This is a genomic window from Piscibacillus sp. B03 (genome assembly GCF_052246295.1).
Classification (GTDB): Bacteria; Bacillota; Bacilli; order Bacillales; family Alkalibacillaceae; genus Piscibacillus.
Map to the genome: position 1 here is coordinate 1 of NZ_JBQQCO010000062.1, position 3,313 is coordinate 3,313.

The window sequence follows — 3,313 nt, forward strand, 5'->3', positions numbered from 1 at the left end:
GTTCACGACTGAAACCCAGCGATGCGAAATGCGATGCTCACTCATGACGAGTATAAGTAATATCATCGTTAAAGCACCCGTCGAAAACGTACCGGACTCTAACACTGGAATAATGAGATAATATAAAGCGATAAAACCAATAAATATAAAACGCGTCATCTCATATTTTAAAGGAGTCACGAACGATAAACCTGCATCCTTCAGACGTTCTTCGAATTCATTATCATCTAAGGCTTCTTGTGTACGGTTCGTAACTTTTTGCCAACCATTAATGATTTGTAGACGATGGGTACGTCTTTCGTCTATGGTTGAAAAAGTTCGGTATAATACTGTCGAACCTGAAACTAAACAAACTAAAAAGATACCATAAGCAAATAGATTAATATATAATAATTCGATCTTCCTAACCTCCCTTCAGACACTAAAACTAAATATCAGTACGTGGTTTTCTGAAGATTAATAATACTAAGAAGGATATACCTGTCATAACAAATGCGATTAAAAATACCGTCAAGTTTCTGTCATCTAAAAAAATACTCCAAGTGTTATAAATGTTGGTAAATCGGTAAGCGACAAATACGAATATTGGTAATAAGAAAACGGTAATCCAACCTAAAATCGTTACTTCAGTTTTTGCTACTTTTTCATTATCCAAGTCTTGCTTACGTTTTCCGATTTGATTATTAAGATTTTTAAGTGGCAAACTTAGATCCGCTTGTTCAGCAATACCTTTGTAAACTAAATTGCCAAAACGTACAGCAAATGACGATTTTACAGTAAAAGCAAAAATGTTGGTAGCTTCCCTTATAGACTGTTGATCACTATTCTTTTGCACTTGCATGGCCAATTTATAAAAAGCTATGCGTAAGTGTCGTTCTTCTATTTCATTAGCAAGGTTTAATAACATGTAATAAGCATTTTGACCTGCCGAATGATAAGATTGGTAAATAGCATGAAAATTGCTCATAAAAGCTTTTGATGTTGATAGCCTTAAATTAATTAATGCTAAGCGCAAGAATATATAAGGTACTAACATAACAACCGAACCAACAATCATGGATAGGCCTAAATCGACTCCCGTAGACCACACCACAAAAGTCGTCACAGATAATAACGACAAGCTCAATACACTAAAGTTAAGAACAGAAGGTTCTCTGTCTTTTGAACGTGATACACTTGCGAGTAATAAGTATAGGTGTTGATATAGAAAGCCTCGTTTTTTATTGTGCGATTCATTCTGTTTTTTCTGTCGGGCAACTTGAAAACGTAAACGGGTTCGATATGATGTTCGTCTTACATCTAACGCAATGGCTTTTAATGTAGGAATAAGAGCTTGTTGTCCAATCAAACGCCACAACCCGTAAATAAACATCGAATACCCAAATACTTTTACAAAAATCTCTAATAACATGTAGATCATGAACTACACATCCTTTGTGTCAAAGTAACGATATGTTTCCCCTTGAATAGGTGAACGTTCGGCTTGGCGATTAAGATGTTGCGTAAAATATTCTGCTAATTCATAATCCATGTCGTAGATACGTTTTTTAAGTTGTTGGCTTATATTTGCGTTGTAACACCACTGTTTTTTATCAGAATCATATTGAACAAGATATTGAATAAATCCTTGTTTTGTTTCATGGTTATACCCAATTTCGTAGATGGCTGTCACACGTTTTTGACCCTTGTCACTCTCCATAGTAATCCCTAAGTCTAACGCTTTCGAGACACGACGAATTTCATGAGCTAAACGTCGGTTAGGTTTTTCGTCAACTATATGAGTTGCTAGCTGCTCAGGTGTATTTTGAGGATCTGTAATGTGATAAGTCATTAACAACCCACGTCGCCCTCTTTGTGTACCAGCAATAGCCCCTTCAGCCTCCTGTCCTCTTACTTCTTGAACAATTAAATATTTATGATCAATTCTTAATGCATCATCAATGACACGGTTAATATCTCGATTGTGACTATACAACTCATGAACAAGCCGATTAGGATAATCACGTTTTAGTAAGCTTTCAGGTTTACCTTCAATCAAAACAACTTCATCTTCGTCTGAACGAGCCCCATAAATGGTTTTTAACATCGTCGATTTCCCACTTTTGATATGACCCGCTACTATCGTGTTTAACATTAATTGGCTTAAAACCTTATAAAACGAGACATCTTCTTGAGGAATCGTCCCATAACTAGCTTGGTCTTCAAATGACACCTTATTGACGGTATATTGTCTAAAAACGATGGTTGGTTGATATACAGCTGGTGGAATCATAATTTTTACGCGTGTCGCATCACCTAGAGCAATTTCAGCTGTGGGATTAGTCGTATTAACTTTTAATTGCTGATCCGTTGCTGTAAAGCGACGGATAAAATCCATTATGGTATCTTTACTCGGAAGTTTTTCAGGTTGACGTATAAAGCGGTCATTTTCTTCAATCCAAAATTCATCACCTGTGAATTTTGCTGCAGGACTATGAGGCATTTGATACCATTTATAAAGAACACCGAAGCGGAAAATCTCATGAAAAATACCTTGTGAAAGTGAATCATAATAACTTGGAAAAGACACATTTAATAAATGATGCTCGCGTAAAAATGATTCTATTTCATTCATTAAAAAAGCTTCCGCTTCTGAATCCCCAATAAGAGCTCTATGGTTAAGGTCTAAACGCTCAATTGAATCATTTGATTGTTGATGTCGTTCTTCAAAGAAACGATCAAATTCCTCTTTTACACGATCAACGACACTTTGGAAAGTTAATTCTTGTTTAGAATCAAGTGTTTCTGATTTTTCTAATATAGCTTGGCGTTGTTGCTGAATTTCTTGTGTAATAGAAAAAGCTTCACCCATCTTAACGTCATCCCTTCTTAAATCCTTAACCCAAACTTAGAACGCTTTCGCTCTATTTCACCAAAGGATAAATCTGCATTCGACGCAATTGTACGAGCGACAATATCTATAGATTCTTGATATCGAATATTCTCCTGTTCATACAACGTTTGTTTGTTCATCTCTGTTTCCCACCCTTGTTTAACTAGAGGTATTGAAATCAAGACTGGTATCTGTAGTTGTTGGTGGATATCCTTTTGTTTCGGCAGAGCGCCCGTTGTATCATACTGATTTAGAATCATCATAAAATCTTCTTCTGTAAAACCAATTGGTTTTAAAATGTTACGAAACGTTTCTTTCCATTTTCGTTGGGATTTAATTTGTTGATTCATCAATAAGAAGCGGTAATCAGAACTATATAAAGACTGGACCATATTCGCATTATCAAAATGACAACCCGCATCAACTAGAACAATGTCAAAC

2 protein-coding genes and 1 pseudogene are annotated in these 3,313 nt (G+C 35.7%); all 3 read right to left on the bottom strand.

Annotation, left to right across the window (positions count from 1 at the left end):
* Nucleotides 1-427 precede the first annotated feature (427 nt).
* Nucleotides 428-1,420, bottom strand: coding sequence for a hypothetical protein (locus tag ACTWQB_RS16905; RefSeq protein ID WP_443140331.1), 993 nt, complete (start codon nucleotides 1,418-1,420; stop codon nucleotides 428-430).
* Nucleotides 1,421-1,423: 3 nt separating this feature from the next.
* Nucleotides 1,424-2,851 (bottom strand): ATPase, T2SS/T4P/T4SS family, encoded by a 1,428-nt coding sequence (locus tag ACTWQB_RS16910; protein ID WP_443140332.1) that lies wholly within the window; start codon nucleotides 2,849-2,851, stop codon nucleotides 1,424-1,426.
* A 17-nt stretch (nucleotides 2,852-2,868) separates the two neighbouring features.
* Nucleotides 2,869-3,313: pseudogene (locus ACTWQB_RS16915) on the bottom strand (hypothetical protein); the annotation flags it as partial.

Bases quoted from the DNA above. Each gene is read 5' to 3' on its own strand.
- ACTWQB_RS16905 (WP_443140331.1), bottom strand. From the start codon at position 1,420: ATGATCTACATGTTATTAGAGATTTTTGTAAAAGTATTTGGGTATTCG.
- ACTWQB_RS16910 (WP_443140332.1), bottom strand. From the start codon at position 2,851: ATGGGTGAAGCTTTTTCTATTACACAAGAAATTCAGCAACAACGCCAA.